The sequence below is a fragment of the Microcystis aeruginosa NIES-2549 genome (assembly GCF_000981785.2).
GTDB classification, from domain to species: domain Bacteria; phylum Cyanobacteriota; class Cyanobacteriia; order Cyanobacteriales; family Microcystaceae; genus Microcystis; species Microcystis aeruginosa_C.
Genome location: NZ_CP011304.1, coordinates 2,720,436 through 2,745,441, shown reverse-complemented (window position 1 = coordinate 2,745,441; position 25,006 = coordinate 2,720,436). Strand labels below are relative to the sequence as shown.

The window sequence follows — 25,006 nt, the reverse complement described above, 5'->3', positions numbered from 1 at the left end:
ACTGAAAGACTTCATCCCCAAACCTTCCCACTCCTCTATACCTTTTAAATAGAGATAAAAAGCCAAATAGAACAGACAAAAAGCCTGTTCTATCCCTGAGTAGAAAAAAACTTAAACCGTCATGATATCTTTTTCTTTTGTCGCTAATAAATCCTCGATTTTGGCGATAAATTTATCGGTGGATTTCTGCACCTGATCCTGTAAATCCCTGGATTCATCCTCAGAAATCTCGTGACTTTTCTCCTGTTTACGGATAGCATCGATCGCATCCCGGCGAATATTGCGGATCGCCACCTTTCCCTCTTCGGCCAATTTCGCCACCGATTTGACCAATTCCTTGCGGCGATCGCTAGTGAGGGGAGGGATATTCAAACGAATGGTCTGACCGTCATTACTGGGGGTTAAACCCACGTCCGAGAGAGAAATCGCCTTTTCGATCGCCCCCATACTGGTACGATCGAAGGGTTGAATAGCGATCGTGGTTGCGTCGGGAGTGCTAATAGTGGCCAGGGACTTGAGGGGAGTTTCCATGCCATAATACTGCACCATGATCCGATCTAAAAGAGAAGCATTTGCCCGGCCAGTACGAATCGTATTAAAACCTCTCTGGGTTGATTCGACGGTTTTCTGCATATGGTCTTGAACTTCAGCTAACTTCACAGAATCCTCCTACCAATGTTCCAACGGGTTCACCTTTGACAGCGCGAACAATATTACCTGTCACCGACAGATCGAAAACGACTATCGGGATATTATTTTCCTTGCACAGAGCGATCGCAGTTCCGTCCATCACCCGCAGATCATGGGTCAGCACATGACCGTAGGTGAGACTTTGAAAGCGTCGCGCGTTAGGGTTGTGAGAGGGATCGGAATCATAAACCCCATCCACTTTCGTCGCTTTAAACACCACTTCCGCATCGATTTCGGCAGCGCGCAGGGCTGCCGTGGTATCGGTGGTAAAGAAAGGATTACCCGATCCCGCACCGAAAACCACCACCCGACCTTTTTCCAGATGACGGATGGCCCGCCGGCGGATGTAGGGTTCAGCTAATTCCTGCATAGCGATCGCCGTTAATACCCTGGTCGGTACTTGCGCTCGTTCTAGGGCATCCTGCAAGGTCATGGCGTTCATGACTGTTGCTATCATACCAATATAATCGGCCGTAGCCCGATCCATGCCGGCCGAGGCGGCTTTCACCCCGCGAAAAATATTGCCGCCACCGACCACGATCGCCAATTGGATGCCTTGGTCAACCACTTCGGAGATTTCCTGAGCGATAGCGGAAACCACCATCGGGTCGATCCCATAGCCGAGATTGCCCATCAGGGCCTCCCCACTCAGTTTTAATAATACCCGCTTGTACGCCATGCCCTTACTACCACTCGCTAAAACAAGATCTAGATAATTTTTGTCTCCCCATAAGATAGCAGGTTTTGGCCTTGATTTAAGCTGACCAGTTCACTCTCCCCCGGGGCCGACAAGTTAAGATTAATAAATCTTTTCCTTGGCAAATTAGTATTTAGTGATACCTTTGTTATCAAGAGAAGCTTAGTTTTATTGAGAATTAATAACCGTGGTCAGCGATCGATTACTATTGGTTAACAAAAACAATCAAAAGGCCGCTAACATCAATACCTTTGATTGGGTGTATGGGTTTCAGGATGGAACTCGTCTGATGGGCAAGGTTTGCGGTTACTTAGACCCCGATAGTAATCGTCTTCTCGATCCCGAAAACTGCAGCGCTATCTACCAGAATGCCCAGGGACAAGTCCTTAGTCGTTGGCAAGCTGGAGATTTTATCGCTTTTGAACTAACCACCACCGGGGAAAATCTCCTGATTGTGGCTTCTAATGACAATTGTATCGGTAATAGTCTCTGTTTGGTTTCGGGCATTAGTCGCAGCTGCGCTCAAGTTACCGATGAAGGAAAATCCCTCGTCCTGGAGGTTTTTCAATGCCCCGCTTGGTCTTTGCAGGGCGATAATACCACTTCTAAGCCGGCTTTCAGTTGGAATTGTTCCGTATCTCCCTTTTTCCCCTTTGTTTCCCTGCGTTTTAATCTCCAGTCCACCAGCAGCAAAAAATTCTATCGTTGGACGGTTTCTCCCTATTTTCCCTTTTGTCCCCTCTTAGAAGTGGGAGAATCCCTTGCCTAATTGGCTTTTTCACTACGATAGTTCTAGAAGATTTCAACACATCGGGAATGGTTAAAACCGTAAGCTATCCCGTGCTATATCAGACTTAGGATGGCGTTCTTCCAGAGATATGCTATCGGCGAAATCCGCTTAATATGGTCGGTATTCTCGCTTAATTTCTCAATGGCAACCAACAAAGCCAAAAGTCTGACTGTTGCTGTGGACATAGGGACCAAAAAGCCTTAAATGTCCCTAGAGATGTTAGAGCAGTTATCTTAATGGTGAGCTACGAAGTTTTCCTTTTGGGGAGTCAGGAGTCAGCTTTTATTTATTCTTCCCACTTGATAATTCATAATTCCTAATTCCCAATCCCTTCCCACAATGCCTTCGTCAGAATCCGCTCCGTTATTAGCACAACTGCAAAGAAAAGTCAATAGTTTAGATGTACCATTTTATGCTCCAGGGCATAAGCAGGGGGAAGGAATCGGGGAAGATTTAAGTAATTTACTGGGAAAAAACGTCTTTAAAGCCGATTTACCCGAATTACCCGACCTTGATAATTTGTTTGCCCCGACGGGAGTGATTAAAGAAGCGCAAATTTTAGCAGCCGAGACATTTGGGGCAGATAAAAGCTGGTTTTTGGTCAATGGTTCCAGTTGTGGCATTATTGCGGCGATTTTAGCCACTTGCGACGAGGGAGATAAAATTATTTTGGCGAGAAATATTCATAAATCGGCAATTTCGGGCTTAATTCTCTCCGGGGCGCAACCTATCTTTATCAATCCCGAATATAATCCCACTATCGATCTAAATTTAAATATAACCCCCCAATCCCTCGCAAATGCCCTGAAACTCCATCCCGATGCCAAAGCGGTGATGGTAGTCTCTCCCACCTATCAAGGGGTTTGCTGTGACTTAGAAACTATCGCCCAGATTACCGATCATTATTCCATCCCGCTGCTCGTTGATGAGGCTCACGGGGCCCATTTTGCCTTTCATCCCGATTTACCTCCGGCTGCCCTCTCTCTCGGCGCCGATATGGCTATTCAGTCCACCCATAAGGTTTTAGGGGCCTTAACTCAAGCATCGATGTTACACTTAAAAGGCGATCGCATTAGTTCCGAAAAAGTCGATCGAGCCTTACAATTAGTTCAGACCACTAGCCCTAGTTATTTGCTTCTCGCCTCCCTTGATAGTGCTAGAAAGCAAATGGCGACGCAAGGCCTAGATTTACTAACCAAAACCCTCGATTTAGCCGCTACTGCCCGAAAAGAACTCGATAAAATCCCTAATATCTCTGTTTTAGACTTTCCCCATTCTATCCCGGGTTGTCACTGGTTCGATCGCACTCGTTTAACGGTAATCGTCAAAGATTTTGGCTTAACTGGTTACGAAATAGACGATATTTTGCGAGAAAAATACGCTGTCACGGCGGAATTACCGACTTTAAGCCAACTTACTTTTATTATCTCCATCGGCAATCATCGCGAACACATTAATCGCCTAATTACTGCTTTTCAATGCCTTCAATCCCCTTGCTCTACCAGTTTACCCCCCACTCCTCCTCCAGTCACGGCAAATTCGGCTATTTCTCCTAGAAAGGCTTTTTTTGCCCCTACAGAGATAGTATCCCGGAAAAATGCCCTCGATCGTCTTAGTGCCGATGTTATCTGTCCCTATCCCCCCGGTATTCCCGTTTTGATGCCGGGAGAGTTAATTTCTCAGGAAATCCTCGACTATCTGCAAACTATTTTAGACCTCGGTGGCACGATTACTGGCGGTAGTGATGATAATTTTGCAACTTTTAGGGTTTTAAAATAATCGCAAAATTATCTGATATATTAACCGGAAAAAGGCGGTAATAGCAATTGCTCCGATGGCTGCCATCACGGCAATGATAGCAATTTCAGGAAAATTTAGGCTTCCTTGCAGTCGCGAAAGAAAGAAGAGGAGGGTGAGGGTAATTGCTGCGATAATTGGTAGATCTTTTCCTTCAATCACTTTTTTAAATAATGCCAAAACTAAGCCACCTAAGATCATAAAGGCGATGACAATTCCTGCCGAGGGGACTAAACTATTTAAGGCAACTACTAATAATGTCCCCTCAAATCCTGTAAAGGCAGCATTAGCGAAAGTTTCCCCAAGAGAAAAGCGGGAAGTTTTTCTAATCACTGGAGAAGCTGGAGGAGGTGGAGGAATTGGAGAAGGTGGAGGAGATGGGGGAGGTGTATTTAAAGCGGTTAAAACTTCTTCACAGGATTGAAATCGATCCAGCGGATTTGCCAGTAACATTTTATTGAATACTCGTGCTAAATCTGCACTGATGTTCGAGACATAATTTTGCCAATTCCAGACCTGTTTTCGCGGATCGTATAGCTCGTCAGGATCGCGATTAGTTAAGAGCATAACACAGGTAGCTGCTAGGGCATATAAATCCGTGGCTGCCGATACCTGATTGCCTAATTGTTGTTCGGGAGGAGCAAATCCGGCTGAATAAATTGTTGTGGATTTCTCTTGTGTATTATTGGGATTATTGGTAGCCTGTTTTACTGCCCCAAAATCGAGCAAATAGAGGCGACCATTTTGGTCGCGCATGATGTTAGATGGTTTTATATCCCGGTGAATGGAACCATTTTCATGGATAAATTTGAGGATAAGAAGTAATTCTTGGAGAAGGTTTTTAACTTCACTTTCTTGAAAGGGTTTTTGTTGCTGTTGGAGAATTTCTTCTAGGTTTTTACCGTCGATATATTCCTGGGCCAGATAGAAAAATTGCTCTTCTTCTCCCGTTAATTGATTCTTGACTGTTAAAGGGAAAAAAGCATAGAGATCAGGGATTTGGCGATGTTTTCTTCCTAAATCTTCTAAAACCCGCGCTTCTTGAAAAAATAAGTTTTTCGCTTTTTCTAAAGCTTGCGGACTTAAATTACCGGAAGGTTGAAATTGTTTGATTACACATCTAGCTCTTGTGGGACTATAACGATCTACTGCTAAAAATGCCGCCCCAAATCCTCCTTTTCCCAATAGACGTTCCGGCAAATAACGTCCCCCTAAAATTAATGGCATCCCGCAAGCAGTACAATATTTCTGCTCGATCGAGGTTAAGCGATTGCTATCGTCTAGGTCTGGGCATTGATTACGCGGTCTCGGACAGTGGGGACGCGTACAAATAACTTCCATAGTCACCGTTTCCCGTGGTACTGCTCTTAGTTTAGCTACTACCGGCAATTCGGGTTAAAATTTTTATTCTTGAGAAAGGGTTAAAAAGAGCGTTCGTAGGCCGACACGGATTCCCATTCTACTACAAGGTTAGCAGAAATTTTGGAGTTTGTCAAGTCTTTGGCTGAAAAAAATCCAGCCAGATAAGGGCGATTATCGAAAAAATCGGGTTACGCATATCACCCAAGGCAAGGGTTCTGGCCACGACTTGAGCGAAACGGTCTTGAACCATCCCCTCCCGTGTCACCTCGTTTTGAGGCTCTTGAAAATATTGCTTTTTTTTCTCAAAGACATTAAACTCAAATGTATTGTAAATGTATTTGAGATGAATTATGACTCTATATCTAGTAGAGGATGATCGACAAGAAAGGACAAAAGAAGAGGTGAGCGAGATATTGGAGCGCATTGCCACACTGGCATCAAAATCCCAGGGAGAATTAATCGAAGCCCTAATCGGTGAAACAGAAGGGCGGTTATTCCTGATTATCAAAGCGATCGATCGCGCCTCCCTCGAACAAGTACTAGAAAACGCTGGGCTAGGTTGGCAACTAATCAAGGAAATGCGCTTGATTGGGCAGGACTTAGCCACTGTGCGAGAGCGCAAAGACAAAGCCAACTATCTAGTACAGTGGAATTTACCTCCGGGGCTAACGATGGAAACTTACCTGCAACGAAAAGCCGAGAAAACCCCCCTTTATGCTCAAGTGCCGGAAGTCAGTTTCGAGCGTACCTATGTTTGCGAAGACTTGAGTAAATGTCTCTGTTTCTACGATAGTCCCGATGAAGCGGCGGTAAAAAGAGCCAGAGAAGTGGTCGGCGCACCTATAGATAGTTTGACCTCGATTGAAAATATTCACCCCTAGGAGAGAACAATTATGCTCGATCGAGGCTCCGAAATTCTTTCTTTTCTGGAAGAAAGAGCCACTGACCTCAACAACGGTACAGCTAATCTCAACGTCGGTTGGGCCCTAACCAAGCTAGGAGAATCGGGCTGGTTCGGCTATGCTATACCTGAAAACTTAGGAGGCCGGGGTGGCTCCTTATTACAGGCAGTAGAGGCGATCTCCTCTGTGTCCCAATGCTGCCTGACCACCGGTTTTGTTTTCTGGTGTCAGCGCGTCTTCATTCAATATCTGGCCGCCAGTAATAACACTTACCTACAAAACAAAATTCTACCTGCTGTTCTCAAGGGAGAGATAGCCGGAGCCACAGGACTCTCCAACGCCATGAAGTACCTCGGCGGGATCGAGGAGCTGCGTTTACAGGCAAAGATCGAGGGAGAAAACGTCACTGTTAATGGCTTCCTGCCCTGGGCCTCTAACCTCGACTCTAAGGGAGAATTTATAGTGGCCGTTGCCGCTCAAACTACATCGGGAGAAACTCTTATCCTCGCCCTTCCCTCCTTCGCAGAGGGGTTAAAACGGGGTGAAGACCTACAATTATTGGGTTTACAAGCTTCCCGCACCAGTACCCTTGAATTCGATCGAGTTCAGTTATCTCACGACTGGATTATCAGCTTGGAAGCAGCAAAATTTTTACCCTCAGTCCGCCCCTGTTTCTTGCTGTTACAATGCGGACTGGCCCTTGGCATTACGCGTAAATCCCTCGCGGAGACAGAGAAAAGTTTAGGGGGAAAGGCAGCGGTAGCCAGCGATCGTTATTTCTTCGCCCGGGAGCGTCTGACTCGTCTAGAAAAGACAATCGAGCAATTCAGCACCCTAGAAAGCTTCGATCTCGGACGAACACGCCAACTATTCACCCTCAGAGTGGACATTACCCGGTTAGCGGTGGAATCCGTAGGGTTAGAAGCGGAAATTAAGGGAGGAAAAGGCTATTTTCGTAATAGCGACACGGCCCGACGGCTGCGCGAGGTCGCCTTTTTACCAGTGTTAACTCCGAGCCTGATTCAACTGGAAAGAGAATTACAACGTCAGTCCTCTACCGATAAAATTCTCACTGGCGAACTCGAGCGAGCGGGGGTGAGGGAATGAGTATCGCCACGGATTACCCCGTCCTCAATCTAAAAAATCTCCATAAACGCTATAAAACCCGCCATGGCTACCGTACCGTTTTTGAGGATATTAACCTACAGGTGCGCTGCGGTGAGGTGGTTTGTTTGCTCGGGGCCAGTGGTTGCGGTAAATCTACCCTCCTTGCTACCGCCGCTGGTTTGCAAAGTGCCGATGGCGGAGAAATACAATTGCACTCACGACCCCTACAAGCACCAGACATCCGCAGCTCGATCGTCTTTCAATCCCCCGCCCTTTTACCTTGGTTAACCGTTTGGCAAAACGTGGCCTTTGGTTTGAAATTAAAGCGGATGCCCCGCCTCGATCATCAGCAATTGCGCGAAAGGGTTCACACCGCCGTTAAAAGCGTCAAACTAGAGGGCTTCGAGCGTGCCTATCCTCATCAACTATCGGGCGGTATGGCTCAGAGAGTTTCTCTAGCCCGCGTCCTCGCCCGCCGCCCCTCTCTCCTGCTCCTGGATGAGCCGTTTAGCGCCCTCGACGCGATCACCCGTTTCGAGATGCAAAAACTCCTCCTAGAAGTCATAGCTCTCTATAACAGCACGGTTCTCCTCGTTACCCACGACATCGACGAGGCCCTATTAGTGGCCGATCGAGTTCTTCTCATGGGCCGTCATCCGGTGGGCATCCGCCGAGAATGGACGATCACGATGCCGAAACCCCGTTTCGAGTCAGCCAAGCTTTTGAGTGATCTACGCCTGTCAATTTTTCAAGAATTAGCCCTTGTGATGACACTGTAAATCTATGAACCTACACGATAATTGTGCTTGTTGCGGCATGAGCCGTCGAGATTTCCTGAAACTTTCGGCACTGTTTACCAGTTCCTTCGGGGCAGCGATCGCCGCCGATAATTGGAATCTCCCTGTTCACGCCAATGCCAAAGATCAGCCTGTGAAAATCGGTTATCTACCGATTACGGATGCCGCCCCCCTATTGGTGGCCCACTCGCGAAAACTTTATCAAGCGGAAGGTTTAACTACAGAACAACCGCGCCTATTCCGCTCTTGGGCGCAGATTGTTGAAGCCTTTCTCGCTCGGCAGGTGAACGTTATTCATGTTCTTTTTCCCACCTCGATCTGGATTCGTTACGCGCGCAATTTCCCCGCTAAAATCGTCGCTTGGAACCATACCAACGGTTCAGCCCTCACCGTCCTTCCCGATATTGAAAATCCCAGGGAATTGGGAGGCAAAACGATCGCGGTTCCTTTCTGGTATTCGATTCATAATTTGGTCTTGCAACAACTCTTACAACGTAACGGGCTGAAAATAGTTCGCAAACCCAAAGACGCGCCGATCGCTTCTAACGAGGTTAATCTAGTGGTTCTCCCGCCCCCGGATATGGTATCAGCCCTCGCCAATAAGAGCATCGGTGGTTATATCGTTGCTGAACCTTTCAACGCAGCGGCGGAAAATCTAAAAACCGGTAGGGTGCTCCGTTTCACCGGCGATGTCTGGAAGAATCACGCCTGTTGCGTTGTCTTTGTTCACGAGGAGGATATTAGGCAACGGAAACAATGGACGCAGAGGGTGGTAAACGCCCTCGTTAAAGCCCAACTCTGGTCCCGGGGCAATCGCTCGGAAGTGGCCCGGATTCTCTCTAAAGATGGTGGAAAATATACCCCTCACCCGCTGCCAGTATTGCAACGGGCGCTTACTTACTATGATCGCAATTTCTATAAAAAAGACGGAGCGATCGAGAATCCAGACTGGCAGGTCAACCGGATCGATTTCCAGCCCTATCCTTTCCCTTCCTATACGGAGGAACTGGTACGCTTGCTCAAAACCACTCAGGTAGAAGGAAATACGGATTTTCTCCAAAAACTGCAACCCCGACAGGTGGCGCGGGATCTCGTGGATGACTCTTTTGTCCGTAATGCCTTGCAACAGGTGGGCGGACCGAAAGCTTTCGGCTTACCGAATAATCTCTCCCGCATCGAGACGATCAAATTTTAAGAATCCGAACCTATGAAGTCACAATCTTTGACCTCCCCGCCAAGAGCTTTACTACCCTTATGGGGTATCGGTTTTGGATTATTGCTCTGGTGGCTATTTACCAGTCCTCTATGGCACTCAAACGCGATTTTAAATGATTTTTCCCCTGAGCGATCTTTTGTCGCTTTATTACGTCTTTTTGTTGGGGGGGAGATTATGCCCCATATCCTCACCAGTTGCCGCCGGGTTATTGTGGGCTTGGTTCTCGCTAGTGCCATCGGTGTGCCTTTGGGGATATTAATCGGGTTGTATCGCTCCCTTGAATCGGCTTTGTCGGCCCTATTTCAATTTCTACGCATGATCTCGCCCCTTTCTTGGATGCCTTTAGCGGTGATGGTTTTGGGCATTGGTGATCTACCCGTGTATTTTTTGCTGACGGTGGCGGCCATCTGGCCGATCCTTCTCAATACGGCTGCTGGGGTTAATGCGGTTGATCGCTCTTGGTTGACTTTAGCCCGCAGTCTCTGTGCTACGCGAGGGGAAACGGTTTTCCAGATTATTCTGCCTGCGATCCTCTCCCATCTCTTAACTGGTTTCCGTTTGGCTATCGGTATTATCTGGATCGTTCTTGTCCCGGCGGAAATGCTGGGGGTTAGTGCGGGTTTGGGTTATTATATTCTCGATACACGCGATCGACTCGCTTATTCAGAGTTGATGGCGGTGATTCTCGTTATTGGCGCGATTGGTTATCTGCTCGATTGGGGTTTGCGTCTGGCCCATCGCTCTTGGACGCATCAAGATTAGCCTATTGGTTCAACTATGGGGGAAGTGGGAAGTGAGAAGTCTTGGCACTTTTCCTTAGTTGAAAGAGCGGGCCAGACGACTAACCCCGGTGTGTAATAACTGTTCCAAGCTTTGGCGATCGCTGATGGCTTGAAAATTGATCACAAAACAGGTTAAACCCAGTCCAAAGAGGATAAAAGTGGGGGCCATAACCACACCAATCATTAACCAAGTGGCGACGTGGAGAAACATGGTGACAGCGAACAACAAAGCTAGGGAAGCAATGGGGAAGATTTGACGGGTAGGACGACCGAAATAGAGAAAAAGAACCGTTAAAAGGGTGGTTACTAAGTTAGCGGGTACTAAAAAGGCACAAATCGAGACGCAATAGTTGCGGGAAAATTCAGCGAGAGTATTAAAATCTATCATTAATATTACTTTACAATTGCCTGAGTCTTAGTACTCTCGATTGTAGCGGAAAATTTAGATGATCGGGATGAAGGCGACTGAAGAGGGATGAAGCTGTGGTCCCATAGATTTTGGAGAGGGAGCTAAAACGAGGATCGGGGTATAGATCCTCCGGTTATAATGAAATCTGGGAAAATGACACCGCCCTTCGGCTTCTCTCAGGGTCAACCCCATCCCGAAAACTCTTACCCCTTGCTAGGTATAATCGATCGCAGGAAAAATTTTATGAGTAAATTTGTCTTTGTTACTGGGGGAGTTGTCTCCAGTATTGGGAAAGGAATTGTCGCCGCTAGTTTGGGAAGATTGTTGAAAAGTCGCGATTATTCCGTCTCAATTCTGAAATTAGACCCCTATATCAACGTGGATCCGGGTACAATGAGTCCTTTTCAACACGGAGAGGTATTTGTCACCGATGATGGGGCTGAAACCGACCTCGACCTTGGCCACTACGAACGTTTTACCGATACGGAACTCTCCCGTCTCAATAGCGTGACTACTGGCTCGATTTATCAAGCGGTATTGAATAAAGAGCGCCGTGGTGCCTATATGGGGGGAACGGTGCAGGTAATCCCCCATATTACCAACGAAATCAAGGAAAGGATTCTCCGGGTGGCCAAGGATACCAACCCCGATATTGTCATCACAGAAATTGGTGGTACGGTGGGAGATATCGAATCTCTGCCTTTTTTAGAGGCAATTAGGCAATTTAGGAAGGATGTAGGTCGAAATAACGTGGTTTATATGCACGTTACCCTAATTCCTTGGATTCCGGCGGCCAAGGAGATGAAAACTAAACCGACGCAACACTCGGTCAAGGAATTAAGATCGATCGGTATTCAACCGGATGTGTTAGTCTGTCGTTGTCATCTACCCCTACAACCGGGGTTAAAAGAAAAACTCTCAGCTTTCTGTGATGTGCCGGTGGAATCGGTGATTACTGCTCAGGATGCCAGCAGTATCTACGAAGTTCCCCTTAATCTGGAAAAAGAGGGATTAGCGCAACAAACCCTAGAATTATTAAACCTCAGTCCCCGATACCCCCATCTGGAGGAGTGGGAAAATCTCATCCGACAGATGCAATCCCCCAGTCAAAAATTAGAGATAGCTATCGTTGGTAAATATGTGCAGTTGGGGGATGCTTATCTCTCGGTGGTGGAGGCCCTCAAACACGCCGCTATTGCTCTTAATAGCGAGATAGAATTGCGTTGGGTAAGTGCCGAAGATGTGGATAATGATTCGGCCGAAGCCCATTTAAGCGGTGTTGACGGTATTGTTGTACCAGGTGGTTTTGGTATTAGGGGTGTGGATGGCAAAATTAAGGCGATCGAGTATGCTAGGGTCAATAATATTCCTTTTTTGGGTCTCTGTTTAGGGATGCAGTGTTCGATTATCGAATGGGGTCGCAATGTGGCCCGATTGGAAAGGGCCAATAGTTCCGAATTTGAAGAGGATACACCGAATCCAGTGATTAATTTACTGCCAGAACAGGCAGATGTGGTAGATTTAGGGGGAACAATGCGCTTAGGTCTCTATCCCTGTCGTTTAAATCCCGATAGTCTAGCTTTCTCTCTCTACGGTCAAGAGGTTATCTATGAGCGCCATCGTCACCGTTACGAGTTCAATAATGCCTATCGTAGTCTCTTTTTCGAGACTGGTTATCTGGTGAGTGGCACTTCTCCCGATGGTCGTTTGGTGGAAATTATCGAACTACCAAAACATCCTTTCTTTATTGCTACCCAATTTCACCCCGAATTTCGCTCTCGTCCCAATAAAGCTCATCCTCTCTTTTCTGGTTTCATGAAAGCGGCCCTCAAGAGTGCAGAGCAAAAGTTCTCCCTTATTAGTCAGCATTCGGCTATTAGTTAGGGTTTGCTGGTCTGATTGGCTCAAAATCTGTTTTTTTGGGGGGAAACCCCCGAAAATTTCTCATCTTAACCCCAGTTTGGCCTAGGGTTTTCCGAATTGACGTTGATAAACTACTTCTTCCTTGCCAGATTCCAGTTTAATATCCGAGCGAGGATAGGCCACACATAACAAAGCATAGCCTTCTTTTTGCAGGTCGGGGGATAATCCCATGCCCTCACCTTGTTCGACGCTACCCTGGGAAAGTTGAGCGGCGCAGGTAGTACATACGCCCGCATTGCAAGAACTGGGTAAGTCAATCCCCGCATCGTAGGCCGCCTGTAGTATAGTTTGATCTTCCCTAACTTCGATCGTTTGTGTTGTTCCTAAATGGGAAATTTCTACTTTGTAGGTTGTGGTCATAGCTAATGAATGATGCTTTTAACGTCACCTATTTTATCATTCTAGATTGCGGATATAGGAGAGAGGGGGGAAATCTTTACCTAATCAGATTTTCACCGGTCGGTAGATAATTGATTGTCATAAAAGCTGATAAAATCCTCAAAAGTAGTAACTTTTTCTGGCAATTTGTCCTGTAGTTAAAACAAACAAAAGAGAGAAATAAATTCTCTCTTCTGCAACCGAGGGGAAGTTATTCTATTTGTAATTGGCTCTCGTGTCTTTAACCGCCGCCCAAAAAAATAGGGCTGTTAGTGGTATGCTTGCCGCTAAAATTAAGCCAGTAGTGGTATTGCCTAAATCCGGTTCTCCCGAACTAATTTCAAAGACACAACCCACACCAGCGATTGCTGCAATACAGGATAATAACAATAAAACGCCGCTTTTCGGGGTCATCTTCACTCCTCACCTAAATTAACTAATGCCTTTATTTTGTCACTTTCTCGACGGGTTTCACCGCCTGCACGGAAAAACCGTGTTTTTTTAATTCTTCATTCAGTGCCAAATCGTTATCTACTCTGTCCACGAACATGACACCATTGAGATGATCCATTTCGTGTTGAATTACCCGCGCTAGTAAACCGTTAGCTTGCAGTTTTCGCGGTTTCCCCTGTTCATCTTTATAACTCACTTCGATCGCTTGGGGACGGATGACATCTAAAAACACATCGGGAATACTCAAACAACCCTCTTCCGCTTTGCACAATTCCCGACCATAACCGATAATTTGGGGATTAATCAGAATTAGGGGCGGATTTTCTGGTTTATCGGGTTCACAATCGATGACAATCAATTGTTTATTGACTGCCACTTGCGGAGCCGCTAACCCGATACCATTGGCACTATACATAGTTTGTAGCATTTCTTTGGCTAATTGGCGAATGCTGTCATCGACTTTAGCAATCCGCTTGGCCGGTTGACGCAGGACTCGATCGCCGAGATAATGCAGTTCTAAAGGGGGTTTTTCTAATTTGCGTTTTTCTACGGTAATAGTGGCGCTCATAAACTTAATTATCGATGGGATTACACAATGTTGATCTTAGTCACTGGCTCTGGGGCATTTCTCTGGAAAAGGGAGAAAAAAGCCCAGACTCTTCATAAAATTTTACACTGATCACACACAGTTCGTCCATATCAGGGGATGGGAAGTGGGAAGTGGGGAGATTTTTCAGTTATCAGTAAGCAGTAATCAGTGGGGGAGTGGGGAGAGGGGAGAAAAAAGCTGATTTTAACCAGCTACTTATTAGTAATTGGTATTCCTAACCATTGGCTCAATTCCGCTGCTAACCATTCAATTTCGGGTTGACTCAGATATTCTTTTGTCTTACTGCTAATAGTATATTCTTTAGTCCCCGCCCAAATAGTTAAAGCCATCGGCACATAAACTCGATCGCCATCACCATCTTTGGTATGATAACTATCAGCTTTCACCAGTTTATTAATATGTTCTCGTGCCATTTTCTTTTTGCCCGGAAGTGTCAAACCAAAAATTCGCTGAATGGCCACAATTTCTTGACTATCAATAGTGATAATTTCCTCCCCTTTGAGACAATAAATAATCCCGCCAAGCATTCCTAAACCCACAAACCAAAAAGGCAAAGAAAAGAGCAGAAAAAACCAACTCATCCACAGAGGAATAGAAACGGCTCCTCCTGTCCATACTAATAAAAAAGCGTTCCAAGCGATGGCAAAAGCTCCAAGAAAAATTAATTTAGGGGTAAAACCTTCGGGAGGTAAAGATATTTTAATTTTCTCCTCATTTTTTTGCAACTGTACCCGACTCCCGGCGGGTTTTTCAAGGTTCGAGGAAGTTAATTGCATTTCGTGGAGAGTATTTAAAGCTTGATTTGCTGCCTGTGCTGAAACAAACCTTTTTTCGAGACTAGGTTCGATTAACTGCCCTAACCAATGAACAAAAGCAGGGCTTAAATTGGCTAAATTATTTAATTGAATTTTGCCATCTTTTTGGGGTAAATCGGCGGGATGAATGCCTGTAGCTAGATAGATTAAAGTGGCTCCTAAACTGTATAAATCAGAAGCGGCAACGGTGCGACCACCAAATTGTTCCGGTGGCATATAACCGTAGGTTCCGACAATAGTTAAAGTGGCCTGTTCCTGTTGAGCAACAGTCTGGACAGAACCAAAATCAATTAAATAAACATTACCGATACTATGACCCGATCGATCTTTTAGTAAAATATTACTAGGTTTCAAATCTCGATGGATAATTGGCGGGTTAAGTCCATGGAGATAAATTAAAATACCTAGAATAGATTTAGCTAATTCTTGTAGGTCTGCTTCACTAAATTTGCGACCAGTTTCTATCTGTTCCTTGAGAGATTTAGCCTCGATATAACTCTGAACAAGGGCAAAACCTTGGTAGGTATCGGTGCGAACTTCAAAATAGTCGATATATTCGGGAATCGAGCGACAATCTAGATGTTTAAGAGTTTCGGCCTCCCGTTCAAAAAGTTTTAAATCTGTCCATTCAAAATCGGTACTAAAGATTAATAATTTGACAACAACAGTAGCGCCCGTTTTTAGATCTTGGGCGAGAAAAGTGCGTCTTCCGGTTTGTTTACCTAACTGACTTTGAATTTGGTATCGATCGCCTAAAATTTGCCCTGGCAGCATACAATATATTACTAGGATAACCCTAATTATAGGCTAATCGAGAAATTTCCCAACCGCAATCCCTCTACTAGGCTGAGGGAGGTATTTTTTCAGGTTAAAAGAGAAAATAGGCATCAGAAAAGAAAATTGACGGATCTTCTGGGTTTGGTGGGTAAAATGTATTCTAAGATACATTGCTGCTGGCGAGCGAGTGGAACGAACCACAAAGACACAAAGAACACAAAGATTAAGCGCTCCTCTATAAGTTAAACTGGTTACACAAAGAATAAGAGAGCCAATAGACCTCTCTCCGTCTAGAAAATCTTAGTACAAATGCTCAGGCTGTCAACTGCGGAGCTGCCATGCAGTCTGAAGGGGTAATTTAGATACTCAACAGCTTAGGGTACAAGGGAGCAGTCAGTTTAATTCCCATCGAGGTGGAGTTTCCTGATATAGTTTTAAAAGCAGTCGGTTCAAGACAAAAAGACATGGTTACTAGGGGCGAACAAGGGGTAGAAGTGAGGAAAAACGAGAACTTTTCTCTGGCTTCCTATCTGGAGGAAAAGCGGTTGATTGTCGAGTCAGCTTTAGATAGCTCTTTAGTTATCGGCAATCCTGCCAAAATCTACGAGGCGATGCGCTATTCTCTCCTTGCTGGGGGCAAACGTCTGCGACCGATTTTATGTCTGGCTACCTGTGAACTGATGGGGGGTTCCCTAGAGATGGCTTTACCCACCGCTTGCGCCCTAGAAATGATTCACACTATGTCATTAATTCATGACGATTTACCCGCCATGGATAACGATGATTACCGACGCGGGAAATTAACCAACCATAAGGTTTTTGGGGAAGATATCGCTATTTTAGCCGGGGATGGTCTCCTGGCCTACGCTTTCGAGTATGTGGCTACCCAGACTCGTAATGTGCATCCCGTACAGATTTTAGAGGTAATTGCTCGTTTAGGTCGCACGGTCGGGGCAGCGGGTTTGGTAGGGGGTCAGGTTTTAGACTTGGAATCCGAAGGAAAACCCGATATTTCGGCGGAAACTCTCGGTTTTATCCATACTCAGAAAACCGGGGCCCTCTTGGAGACTTCTGTGGTGTCGGGGGCAGTTTTAGCGGGGGCAAAAGGGGAAGATATAGCTAAATTAGCCCGTTATGCCCAAAATATTGGCTTGGCTTTCCAAATTATCGATGATGTTCTCGATATCACGGCGACAAAGGAGGAATTAGGCAAAACCGCCGGTAAGGATCTACAGGCACAAAAAGCCACCTATCCTAGTCTCTGGGGGATAGAAGGGTCCCGCCAGCAAGCTCAACAGTTAATAGATAGTGCCATCGGTGAATTGAGTAGCTACGATGAGGCCGCTGAACCTTTACGGGCCATCGCCGAGTATATTGTTAATCGTAAAAATTAAATTAAACGAGTGAGATGATGCAGGACTTCCAGCAGGTGTTACACAATCAAATACTGCTAATCTCTCTTTTAGCTTGTTTCACTGCCCAAGGACTAAAAGCGCTGATTGAGTTAATCCGCGATGGTAAGGTGAGTCTGCGCTATTTAGTCTCGTCGGGGGGAATGCCTAGCGCTCACTCGGCGCTGGTGGGGGCCTTGGCTACTGGAGTAGGATTACAGGTGGGTTGGTCTAGTTCCGAATTTGCCATCGCCGCACTTTTTGCGGTTATTGTTATGTATGATGCGGCTGGAGTGCGTCAGGCAGCAGGAAAACAGGCCCGGATTCTCAATCAAATTATCGATGAAATGTTCCAGGAGGGCAAGGAATTTAACGAGGAACGTTTAAAGGAATTAATTGGTCATACTCCTTTTCAAGTGCTGGTCGGTTTAAGTTTAGGTATCGGTATCGCCATGGTGCTGCTCTGTCGTTAATTGAGGTGTTTTCTGAGGTTGAGATAAACTAGATTTAATAACGGAAAATCCGGGGTAATTACTCATGTTAGAATCCCTAAAAATTGAAGGCTTTCGCGGTTTTCAAAATTTTGAGATGGCCAATCTTGGTCGAATTAATCTCTTAGTAGGTAAAAATAATAGCGGTAAAACTTCTATTTTAGAAGCGATTCAGTTTTTGTATGCTCAGAATAATATAGATATATTTCTTGAAACTATTAGCTATAGAGGTGAGTTCGCTTGGTTGGAAAATAAGTTAGCTGGTCGCACTAAAGTTTTTGAAATTTGTCATTTATTTCCTGGGCATGAAATCATCCCAAGTAAGGAAATTATTATCATTGGATCTAGGGAATCACATCAGGAAAGTGTTACTATTTCTGTTAAAAGTATTCCTATACAACTATCTCTATTTTCAGACAAAAATGATGATTTAAATAATGATAATATTTTCGACGATGAGGAATGGAATAAACTTCTTTTAAGTATTAGATGGAGTCAATCACAAAAACCTATTGAACTGGAACTTCTTGCCAACGGTACTCTTGCCAGAGATTCCAGAAGAATGGCTAGTTTAAGCAGAATTTCCCATAAAATAGGTATTGATAATAAAATTGAATTGAGGTTCTTAACACCATTTTCTCTAACAAGTTCTGATATGGCGGCACTTTTTGACAACATTGTTCTCTCTCCTTTAGAAGATTTAATTATTGAATCTTTGAAAATTATTGAGCCAAAAATTGAAAGAATAGCCAGTATTGGTTCTGGCAAGTATTCAACTGCAAATAACCTAGGTGTTAGAGGTGGGTTTTTAATCAAAATTAAAAATCATGATCAACCTATACCTATTGGCAGTTTAGGCGATGGATTTTGGCGAATGTTAGGATTAGTTTTAGCGATGGTTAATCTTGAAAATGGAATTTTATTAGTTGATGAAATTGATAGCGGATTGCACTTTACTGTCATGACTGATATGTGGAAAGTCGTCTGGGAAACCGCTAAAAAACTCAATATTCAGGTATTCGCCACCACTCACAGCCGGGATTGTTGGCAAAGTTTAGCCGAATTAATTACCGAAGAAAAAATTACCGATAACGAGATTACTATTCAAAGGATAGATAGGGACAAAGAAAAAGCAGTTTCCTTCAATGCTAGACAAATTTACCTCGCTTCTGAAAGAGATATTGAGGTTCGCTAAAAATGCCCAGAATACATCCTAAAAAACTTTTGGTAGAGGGAAGAGAAGACATGAGAGTGATTCCCGAATTAGCAGAAGCCCATGGCATCTCTTGGGGAGAGACAAAGGACACAGCTATTATCTATATTAAACCCGCTGGTAGCATTGAGAGTTTACTCGATAGCGATAATATTTACAACGAAATCAATGATAGTGGACTAACTCATTTAGGAATTATTATGGATGCAGACCAAGAACCTGATAATCGTTGGAAAAGTTTATATAATGCCTGTTTACCAAATATACCTAACTTCCCTCAAAATTTACCAGCAGAGGGATTAATTATAACTCTAGAATCGGGTATAAAATTCGGTGTGTGGATGATGCCTGACAATCAATCTAGAGGGATGTTAGAGACTTTTTTAGCCTATTTAGTTCCCGATAATAATCTTTGGCAATATACACAAAACAAGGTGATAGAGGCAAAACAACAAGGGGCAACCTATAGAGATTATCATCTAGATAAGGCTAATATTCATACCTATTTAGCTTGGCAAGATCCGCCGGGGAAACAACTTCACGATGCAGTAAAACAAAAAATACTTAATTGCTCCCATCCCCAATCGGCAATTTTTTTGAGATGGTTACAGGAGTTATACGAGATTTGAGAGAACTATGGCTCCAGATGGGAATGACAGCCTCATAATATTTCTCTGTGCTTTATTAATTTTCTATATAGTTCATCTTGATTATCTACTAATAAGGAATTAGAGACTATTTGAGATGGCAATTGAGAAATACCATTTGACTTGACGACAAACTTTGTAATACCCAAAATTGCTGCAACGATAATGCCCGCTATAACTGTCTCAACTATTCCCAGGTTAGCTTGAAACCCCTTTTTTAGTTGCACGCCTGACCATATTATACGGAAACTTTCTGTATATCACACCAAATACACATTTTTTTTAAAATCTTTCTGTATATTACTTTCAGATAGAGCGATCGCCAGAAAATTTCCACATAACATCAAAATAAGCCTTTTATGCCGATTGGGGATGGGGAAGTGGGGAGCAGGGGAAATTCAACTAAAACCCTAAAACCCAATACCCAACCGCCAAAACCTAAAGCTCAACAGTTAAACCCTAACAGCTAACGCACCGATCGAGCGCTCAATCATTATTATAGAGACAGTAACAAATATTTATGAAACTTCATGCTTATTAATCGCCTTGGCATCGATCGCGGGAAAAAATTCCTTAAAGAGACTATCTTGTTCGGAAATGACCCTAATCCCGAATTAATCGGCATTTTAGGGGTTTATTTCGTGCAAGGCATTCTCGGACTCTCCCGATTAGCGGTTAGCTTCTTTTTAAAAGACGATTTGGCCTTGAGTCCCTCCCAGATGGGGGCATTAATCGGAGTGGCGGCGATTCCTTGGGTGATTAAACCAGCTTTTGGCTTTCTTTCGGATGGTTTGCCTATTTTCGGCTATCGTCGTCGGCCTTACCTCATTTTATCAGGAATTCTCGGTGTTTTAGCGTGGTTGGCCCTAGCCACTGTGGTGGAGAATGCTTGGCAAGCGACGGCGGCGATCCTGCTTGGTTCCCTTTCTGTCACCATTAGTGATGTCATCGTCGATTCTTTGGTAGTAGAAAGGGCCCGCAGAGAGTCCTTCACTCAATCCGGCTCTCTACAGTCCTTAACTTGGGGAATATCGGCCCTAGGCGGCTTAATTACAGCTTATCTCGGTGGTTGGTTACTCGCACACCTCGGCACTCGTCCCGTCTTCGCTCTCACGGCTATTTTTCCCCTGATTGCCTCAGCCATGGCGTTTTTAATTACAGAGGAAAAAGTCAAGAATAATGATGATGCACAATCCACGCCCAAAGTCAAGGAGCAAATAGGGCAATTATGGTCAGCAATTAGACAAAAATCAATTTTATTACCCACTGCCTTTATTTTTCTCTGGCAGGCTACTCCTAGCGCCGATTCTGCCTTTTTTTACTTCACCACCAACGAGTTAGGATTTGAACCGGAATTTTTAGGACGAGTGCGCTTAGTCACCAGTTTAGCCTCGATCCTGGGCATCTGGGTATATCAACGGTTTTTAAAAGCGATTTCCTTTCGTTTAATTTTGGGTTGGAGTACGGTGATTTCTGCGCTTTTAGGCATGACTACCCTACTCTTAGTTACCCATACTAATCGAGCGCTCGGTATTGACGATCATTGGTTTAGTTTGGGGGATAGTCTCATCCTCACCGTCATGGGACAAATTGCCTTTTTACCCGTCTTAATTTTATCAGCGCGTCTTTGTCCCGTGGGCATTGAAGCATCTCTATTCGCTTTATTAATGTCTATCTGGAATATGTCGGGATTAGTTTCCCAAGAAATCGGCGCTTTATTAACCCATTGGTTGGGAGTCACCGAAACTAATTTTGATAACCTTTGGTTATTGGTGGTGATTACTAATCTCTCTACTCTCCTACCTTTACCCCTAATTAAATGGCTACCTTCTACGGATCCGCAATCTCAGGAAGTCAAGAAAACTTTTCCCCCCGCAGAAGTCTTTGAACATCATGTTACCGGTTCTTTAGCTGAACCCGGTTTTATTCCCGAACTTGTCCCCGAATTAATCGAGACAAGAGATTGACAGTCCAGAAAAGGGGTTTCTCAAAGAAACCCCTTTTCTATGGCATTCATCTTGCTTAATTGATAACAGTTTTTAACTTTTCCAAGACAGAATTGTTTAACGTAATTTTTCCCATTCTTCTCTACTAATATTTGCTTGTTGTAAAATTTTAGCCAGCAAGCTTTTACTGATATCTCCTTGGTGTGGATTAGGAATCCAGATTTTTAATTTTCCCTGCACCATATATTGATGATTTCCTCCTACCAGAGGACCAGAAAATCCCAGCTTTCTCAACTGGCGAATTAACTCTTTCCTTTTGATGGGGGCAAAAGGTGGCATCAGGCGATTTTTTGTTGAGGGGTTAGATTGATACCGTCAACAATCGGTAACTGATGCTGTAAGCGTAGTCCTAAAATAACCCAGCCTTCCAAAACTTCCTGTAACTGTTCCTTAGTAGCTTCGAGGGTTGTTTCATTAGCATATACTCCCTCAAATCCCGGAATTTCTCCATAAAAAGTACCGTCTTCTAGAACTTCATAGGTTGCCAGTTCCATTGCTTGTTTTAGATATTTTGTTAGCATCATTGACAGGAATAAAGCTCGGTGATTGTCTCGAAGATTGTCGATGTGATTATCAGTTGTTTTGAACTTGGCGATAATTTTGCCCTGTTTCTCCAGAAAACGGGTTTCTCAAAGAAACCCGTTTTCTAGGTTTTCTAACTGCTGTCTTCGTCTTTGACGATTTTCCGCTTCTAAGCGACTAATCGCTTCTTCTCATTGTAATCCAACTAATTCCATCTCTTGACAATTGCGGTGTGCTTTTGCCAAAGTTTGCTTAAGTTGATCAGAATCCCGGGGAAGCTGAGGAACAAAATCCATATTTAACTCCATTCAAGTTTAATTTCTTCGACACTACGCATCAAGGCAGGAATCGGCACTTGGGTTGTCTTAATCACTGTTCCAATCCTCGAACATCTGCCCAACGCTAGTATAACGCTTAAGACGCTCAGGATGTTTTTCTACTTCTTCAATGGCGGCGAGCGTTTCTGTATTAGGAATTTGAACATCAAAGGGAAAACCTTGATGAAAATCGACATCAGATAAGGCTGGATGCTGAATTTTTTGTAGCAGAAGCTGTTGTTCTTCGTCAGTTAAGGAAAGGATAATTTGAGCAAGGGAATCAATTAGTTTAGTATTGATTGCAGTAGCAGATTGACTCATATAGCGTTTACATTGTTTAATAGTCTATTTTTGAATTGGCGATTTATGAGCGGTTGTTTCGACTCTGGTGACTCAAGCTAAAGGAGAGTTTTAAACTCTGCCACTGTCAATCCCGCTTGACGAATGATAGATCTCAGTGCTCCCTTAGCCACTTCTCGATGGTCAGGGATGGTGATGCGTCGATAGGGATAGGCTTTTTGTCTGAGTATGATATGACTTCCTCGCTGCCGATCTAATTCGTAGCCAATCTTGCCTAGTGCTTTAACGACTTGGCGACCAGCGATAGGAGGGAGTTCACTCATAATTTAACCTCTACCAGTTCCTCAGAAATTGGTGGTGGAATCGGTTCATTGTGCGCTTCTAGGCTTTCTAGATATAAAGCAATTGCTTCCTGAATGTTGGCGAGTAACTCTTCCCGGGTATTGCCTTGAGAAATACAGCCGGGTAGGGAGGGAACTTCAGCCACATAAATGCCATCTTCATCTTGCTCAATTAAGACGCGATATTTCATGGGTTTGTCCTTGCTTTGAATTGATTGGAAGTTAATTATTTGAATCCAGTCTAGCGCGAGTTAGCAACTCCTAGCGATCGCGGCTTATTCCAGAAAAGGGGTTTCTCAAAGAAACCCCTTTTCTATGGCACGGATTAGGGAACCAAGTCCTGTCTTTTGGTAAATTCTATCCAAAAGCCTATCCCCCCCGATTTTGTCAAGTATCGCTGTTTTAAGCGATTATATAGGGTTTTATCGATGTTTTTCGTCAATTATTCTGGGATGAGGTAGGAGTGAAGATCGATCGCCCTAAGTCCAGAAAACGGGTTTCTTTAAAAAACCCGTTTTCTCAGTTGATGAAATAAGCTAAAATCGAATCAACTCGTTGCCCTCGCCTTATGTTTTCTATCCAAACTACCTACACTCAAGCTCAAGAAAATTTAGCGAGCCTTCTGGATCGACTGGAAAGCGAGAATAGTATGGCGATTATTACTCGCCCTGGTCATAAAGATATGGCACTATTAAGCGCAGAGGAATTAACTGGCTTATTAGAAACCGTTTATCTTTTGCGATCGCCTGCGAATGCTCGAAAGTTATTGGCAGCACTGGAACGTTCAATGGAGAGGGACGTTCAAACAATACCGGGACAGACAGTTACAGAACTTTGTCAGGAGTTAGGAATTGAACGCCAAGAGTAGGGCAATTGTCTTTGATCACCAATTTCGAGAAGATTTAAGATGGTGGTACAAAACAGATAAAAAAATCGCCTTTCGCCTACTCGATCTCGTAGAATCTGTCACCGCCGATCCCTTTACTGGGATAGGCAAACCAGAACCCATAAAGTATCTTGAAGCTAATACTTGGTCACGCCGAATTACCACAGAACACCGTCTAGTCTATCGAGTCAAAGATGACCGCATTGAGTTTTTAGCAGCACGATATCACTATACTTAAACAGCTTATGTATTCCAGAAAACGGGTTTCTCAAAGAAACCCGTTTTCTATGGCAATTAAGCTTTATCACTGCCTTGCTTTGGCTTTAACTGGCGTTTAACCAATGCACCCAAGCCTAACAGTCCCAATCCTAGAACGGTACTAGGTTCGGGAACTTGCTGTACTTGAACGTTCTGTCCTGTTACGGTTAAGGGAAGAGAAAGCCCTTGAGCCGGATTACCCTCGCTGATGGTAATCCAATCACCTGGGGCAGCCGAGGTGTTAAACTGCCGTGCATTTCCAGTTAGAGTTACGGGATTTCCCCCTGAAGTTGTCATTAGAAAAGGAGTAAAAGCAGTTGTACCTCCTGTGGGTGACAGCCCCGTTAGTTGGTAGTCTGCCCAGTAAGTGCCTGGCGCGAGAGTAAGACCAGAACCACTGAAATTGGCGGCAATGTTCATCACCGGGCGTTGGGCATTGTCTAACACGCCATTGAAAGTGCGGTAAACGCCAGTCCAGTTAGTAGATAGTAGAGTTGTGGACGAACCGAGAATATTACTTCCGGCAAGACCGGGGGCATTGTCCCAAATATTAACTGAGATGCCAGTAAAAGGTGAAGTGGGGGGAAACCCATAACCGGTTGATGTCATGTAAGCCATCACCGATACCGTATCGATCGCCCACAGTCCTGCATCAGAAATGGTAAAGCTTTGTGCCAAGCGTAAATTACCGGTTGCAGTCTGCCCCGCTCTATCCACAGTAGCAGAGGCTTGACTGACATCTGAGCCGTTGAATCCTGCACCTGGGTTGGTGACGATATTTGTCTGGCTAAATAGAGTAGTTGCCTGTGCGGGCAAGCTAACTACCGTTCCGAGGGTGACAGCAGTGGCCATGCCGATTGTTGTCCCGAGAAAATCTGAGAAAGGCTTTAAGGAACAGGAGCGGCTTAAGAATGAGCTTTTTTGAGTAGCCATCGGTTTATTCGGGTAAATTATGTGAAAAAGCTTATCACCCCCCCCGATTTTGTCAAATATCGCTATTTTCATCGATTTTATAGGGTTTTATCTCTGTTTTTCGTCAAATCTTCTGGGTTGAGGGGGAGTGAGGAGCGATCGCTTGTGGAAGATCGGGTTTAGGATATTTGTAATCTTTGATACAAATCTCTCGATC

General features: G+C 44.5%; 29 protein-coding genes and 1 pseudogene. 16 read left to right on the top strand and 14 right to left on the bottom strand.

All coding sequences use genetic code 11. The features are described 5' to 3' along the window. Positions 1-111: 111 nt before the first annotated feature. Together frr and pyrH are read right to left on the bottom strand one after the other, a co-directional pair. Positions 112-633 (bottom strand): ribosome recycling factor, encoded by a 522-nt coding sequence (frr, locus tag myaer_RS13540; RefSeq protein WP_374704973.1) that lies wholly within the window; start codon positions 631-633, stop codon positions 112-114. A gap of 13 nt (positions 634-646) precedes the next feature. Further along, positions 647-1,369: a UMP kinase gene (pyrH, locus tag myaer_RS13535; RefSeq protein ID WP_002762234.1), complete on the bottom strand. Its 723-nt coding sequence runs from the start codon at positions 1,367-1,369 to the stop codon at positions 647-649. Positions 1,370-1,574: 205 nt separating this feature from the next. Here pyrH and myaer_RS13530 point away from each other — a divergent pair, with 205 nt between their 5' ends. The 3 genes and pseudogenes from myaer_RS13530 (at position 1,575) to myaer_RS13520 (ending at position 3,956) form a co-directional block, all read left to right on the top strand. Then, positions 1,575-2,156, top strand: a complete 582-nt coding sequence (locus tag myaer_RS13530; RefSeq protein ID WP_046662474.1) for a hypothetical protein — start codon at positions 1,575-1,577, stop codon at positions 2,154-2,156. Positions 2,157-2,170: 14 nt separating this feature from the next. Continuing rightward, positions 2,171-2,386, top strand: a pseudogene (locus myaer_RS22695) (RNA-guided endonuclease TnpB family protein); the annotation flags it as partial. Between the two features lie 130 nt (positions 2,387-2,516). Further along, positions 2,517-3,956 carry an aminotransferase class I/II-fold pyridoxal phosphate-dependent enzyme gene (locus tag myaer_RS13520; protein ID WP_046662473.1) on the top strand — a complete coding sequence of 480 codons (1,440 nt, stop codon included), beginning with the start codon at positions 2,517-2,519 and terminating at the stop codon, positions 3,954-3,956. Here myaer_RS13520 and myaer_RS13515 read toward each other — a convergent pair. Further along, the gene (locus tag myaer_RS13515; RefSeq protein WP_046662472.1) at positions 3,948-5,315 is read right to left on the bottom strand and encodes a serine/threonine-protein kinase; all 1,368 of its coding nucleotides are present in this window, start codon (positions 5,313-5,315) and stop codon (positions 3,948-3,950) included. The two genes, myaer_RS13520 and myaer_RS13515, sit on opposite strands and share 9 nt — an antisense overlap. A gap of 371 nt (positions 5,316-5,686) precedes the next feature. Here myaer_RS13515 and myaer_RS13510 point away from each other — a divergent pair, with 371 nt between their 5' ends. Genes myaer_RS13510 through myaer_RS13490 form a run of 5 tightly spaced genes read left to right on the top strand, consistent with a single transcriptional unit; the run spans position 5,687 to position 10,120 of the window. After that, positions 5,687-6,217: a DUF4242 domain-containing protein gene (locus myaer_RS13510; protein WP_046662471.1), complete on the top strand. Its 531-nt coding sequence runs from the start codon at positions 5,687-5,689 to the stop codon at positions 6,215-6,217. 12 nt (positions 6,218-6,229) lie between these two features. Then, on the top strand, positions 6,230-7,345 hold the full coding sequence (locus myaer_RS13505; RefSeq protein ID WP_046662470.1) for an acyl-CoA dehydrogenase family protein: 1,116 nt from the start codon (positions 6,230-6,232) through the stop codon (positions 7,343-7,345). Continuing rightward, positions 7,342-8,124 carry an ABC transporter ATP-binding protein gene (locus tag myaer_RS13500; RefSeq protein ID WP_046662469.1) on the top strand — a complete coding sequence of 261 codons (783 nt, stop codon included), beginning with the start codon at positions 7,342-7,344 and terminating at the stop codon, positions 8,122-8,124. The genes myaer_RS13505 and myaer_RS13500 overlap by 4 nt, the downstream gene beginning before the upstream one ends. A 4-nt stretch (positions 8,125-8,128) precedes the next feature. Next, positions 8,129-9,337, top strand: a complete 1,209-nt coding sequence (locus myaer_RS13495) for an ABC transporter substrate-binding protein (protein ID WP_046662468.1) — start codon at positions 8,129-8,131, stop codon at positions 9,335-9,337. Between the two features lie 12 nt (positions 9,338-9,349). Further along, complete coding sequence (locus tag myaer_RS13490) at positions 9,350-10,120, top strand: ABC transporter permease (RefSeq protein ID WP_046662467.1); 771 nt, start codon at positions 9,350-9,352, stop codon at positions 10,118-10,120. A 54-nt stretch (positions 10,121-10,174) separates the two neighbouring features. Here the strand turns inward: myaer_RS13490 and myaer_RS13485 are convergent, their stop codons facing one another. Beyond that, positions 10,175-10,528 (bottom strand): membrane protein, encoded by a 354-nt coding sequence (locus myaer_RS13485; protein ID WP_046662466.1) that lies wholly within the window; start codon positions 10,526-10,528, stop codon positions 10,175-10,177. Between the two features lie 264 nt (positions 10,529-10,792). Between myaer_RS13485 and myaer_RS13480 the strand changes: the two genes are divergently transcribed. After that, complete coding sequence (locus myaer_RS13480) at positions 10,793-12,433, top strand: CTP synthase (RefSeq protein ID WP_046663772.1); 1,641 nt, start codon at positions 10,793-10,795, stop codon at positions 12,431-12,433. Positions 12,434-12,514: 81 nt separating this feature from the next. Here myaer_RS13480 and myaer_RS13475 read toward each other — a convergent pair whose 3' ends face one another. The 4 genes from myaer_RS13475 to myaer_RS13460 form a co-directional block, all read right to left on the bottom strand. Then, on the bottom strand, positions 12,515-12,832 hold the full coding sequence (locus myaer_RS13475; protein ID WP_002768334.1) for a 2Fe-2S iron-sulfur cluster-binding protein: 318 nt from the start codon (positions 12,830-12,832) through the stop codon (positions 12,515-12,517). Positions 12,833-13,066: 234 nt separating this feature from the next. Beyond that, positions 13,067-13,264, bottom strand: a complete 198-nt coding sequence (locus myaer_RS13470; protein WP_008203353.1) for a hypothetical protein — start codon at positions 13,262-13,264, stop codon at positions 13,067-13,069. Between the two features lie 31 nt (positions 13,265-13,295). Then, entirely contained in the window at positions 13,296-13,871 is a 576-nt protein-coding gene (def, locus tag myaer_RS13465) for a peptide deformylase (RefSeq protein ID WP_046662465.1), read from the bottom strand. 233 nt (positions 13,872-14,104) lie between these two features. Next, a complete protein-coding gene (locus tag myaer_RS13460; RefSeq protein ID WP_046662464.1) occupies positions 14,105-15,502 on the bottom strand; it encodes a serine/threonine protein kinase in 1,398 nt (465 codons plus the stop codon). A 467-nt stretch (positions 15,503-15,969) separates the two neighbouring features. Between myaer_RS13460 and crtE the strand changes: the two genes are divergently transcribed. The 5 genes from crtE (at position 15,970) to myaer_RS13430 (ending at position 21,214) form a co-directional block, all read left to right on the top strand. Continuing rightward, entirely contained in the window at positions 15,970-16,899 is a 930-nt protein-coding gene (crtE, locus tag myaer_RS13455) for a geranylgeranyl diphosphate synthase CrtE (RefSeq protein WP_046662463.1), read from the top strand. A gap of 17 nt (positions 16,900-16,916) precedes the next feature. Further along, positions 16,917-17,369 carry a divergent PAP2 family protein gene (locus myaer_RS13450; RefSeq protein ID WP_046662462.1) on the top strand — a complete coding sequence of 151 codons (453 nt, stop codon included), beginning with the start codon at positions 16,917-16,919 and terminating at the stop codon, positions 17,367-17,369. Between the two features lie 64 nt (positions 17,370-17,433). Continuing rightward, positions 17,434-18,582 (top strand): AAA family ATPase, encoded by a 1,149-nt coding sequence (locus myaer_RS13445; protein WP_046662461.1) that lies wholly within the window; start codon positions 17,434-17,436, stop codon positions 18,580-18,582. A gap of 2 nt (positions 18,583-18,584) precedes the next feature. Further along, the gene (locus myaer_RS13440; protein ID WP_046662460.1) at positions 18,585-19,229 is read left to right on the top strand and encodes a DUF3226 domain-containing protein; all 645 of its coding nucleotides are present in this window, start codon (positions 18,585-18,587) and stop codon (positions 19,227-19,229) included. A gap of 548 nt (positions 19,230-19,777) precedes the next feature. Further along, entirely contained in the window at positions 19,778-21,214 is a 1,437-nt protein-coding gene (locus myaer_RS13430) for a folate/biopterin family MFS transporter (RefSeq protein WP_046662458.1), read from the top strand. A 96-nt stretch (positions 21,215-21,310) separates the two neighbouring features. Here the strand turns inward: myaer_RS13430 and myaer_RS13425 are convergent, their stop codons facing one another. The 5 genes from myaer_RS13425 to myaer_RS13400 form a co-directional block, all read right to left on the bottom strand. Further along, positions 21,311-21,532: a type II toxin-antitoxin system HicA family toxin gene (locus myaer_RS13425; RefSeq protein ID WP_002732388.1), complete on the bottom strand. Its 222-nt coding sequence runs from the start codon at positions 21,530-21,532 to the stop codon at positions 21,311-21,313. Continuing rightward, positions 21,532-21,777, bottom strand: coding sequence for a type II toxin-antitoxin system HicB family antitoxin (locus tag myaer_RS13420; protein ID WP_002753457.1), 246 nt, complete (start codon positions 21,775-21,777; stop codon positions 21,532-21,534). The genes myaer_RS13425 and myaer_RS13420 overlap by 1 nt, the downstream gene beginning before the upstream one ends. 363 nt (positions 21,778-22,140) lie before the next feature. Further along, positions 22,141-22,413 (bottom strand): hypothetical protein, encoded by a 273-nt coding sequence (locus myaer_RS13410; RefSeq protein ID WP_002773681.1) that lies wholly within the window; start codon positions 22,411-22,413, stop codon positions 22,141-22,143. A gap of 77 nt (positions 22,414-22,490) precedes the next feature. Then, positions 22,491-22,715 carry a type II toxin-antitoxin system HicA family toxin gene (locus tag myaer_RS13405; protein ID WP_046662457.1) on the bottom strand — a complete coding sequence of 75 codons (225 nt, stop codon included), beginning with the start codon at positions 22,713-22,715 and terminating at the stop codon, positions 22,491-22,493. After that, positions 22,712-22,924: a type II toxin-antitoxin system HicB family antitoxin gene (locus tag myaer_RS13400; protein ID WP_002734412.1), complete on the bottom strand. Its 213-nt coding sequence runs from the start codon at positions 22,922-22,924 to the stop codon at positions 22,712-22,714. Before myaer_RS13400 ends, myaer_RS13405 begins: the two co-directional genes overlap by 4 nt. 377 nt (positions 22,925-23,301) lie before the next feature. On the opposite strand from myaer_RS13400, the gene myaer_RS13395 reads away from it, so the two are divergent. Both myaer_RS13395 and myaer_RS13390 read left to right on the top strand, forming a co-directional pair. Beyond that, positions 23,302-23,601, top strand: coding sequence for a type II toxin-antitoxin system Phd/YefM family antitoxin (locus myaer_RS13395; RefSeq protein WP_002763657.1), 300 nt, complete (start codon positions 23,302-23,304; stop codon positions 23,599-23,601). Further along, on the top strand, positions 23,585-23,857 hold the full coding sequence (locus myaer_RS13390) for a Txe/YoeB family addiction module toxin (protein WP_012264430.1): 273 nt from the start codon (positions 23,585-23,587) through the stop codon (positions 23,855-23,857). Before myaer_RS13395 ends, myaer_RS13390 begins: the two co-directional genes overlap by 17 nt. Positions 23,858-23,913: 56 nt before the next feature. On the opposite strand, the gene myaer_RS13385 is transcribed toward myaer_RS13390, so the two are convergent. Further along, a complete protein-coding gene (locus myaer_RS13385) occupies positions 23,914-24,810 on the bottom strand; it encodes a PEP-CTERM sorting domain-containing protein (RefSeq protein ID WP_046663771.1) in 897 nt (298 codons plus the stop codon). Between the last annotated feature and the right edge of the window lie 196 nt (positions 24,811-25,006).